The organism is Poinsettia branch-inducing phytoplasma str. JR1 (assembly GCF_000309465.1).
GTDB classification, from domain to species: Bacteria; Bacillota_I; Bacilli_A; order Acholeplasmatales; family Acholeplasmataceae; genus Phytoplasma; species Phytoplasma pruni.
The window spans coordinates 1-239 of sequence record NZ_AKIK01000143.1 but is presented as its reverse complement, the minus strand read 5'-3'; the positions used below and the strand labels follow the sequence as shown (position 1 = coordinate 239).

The window sequence follows — 239 nt, the reverse complement described above, 5'->3', positions numbered from 1 at the left end:
CTTAGCCAGAGCCTTAGCCAAAGAAACTAATCTCCCTTTTTTTGAAGTAAGCAGTTCCATTTTTTCCCAAAAATATAAAGGAATTGCGCCTCAATTAGTAAAAGATTTATTTATGACAGCCCGTGAAGAAGCTCAAAAAAGCAAAGGAGCCATTATTTTCTTAGATGAATGTGAAACCATCTTTACTGATTTAAGCGTTTTAGAAGCTGGTTCAGAAATTGCCAATGTCGTTAACCAAT

Annotated in this window: 1 protein-coding gene; it reads left to right on the top strand. The window is 35.1% G+C overall.

Going from position 1 to position 239, the window contains the following annotated elements; translation table 11 throughout:
- Positions 1-239 (top strand): AAA family ATPase (locus tag ON17_RS02710; RefSeq protein WP_040849853.1); only part of this gene is annotated, 239 nt, incomplete at both ends.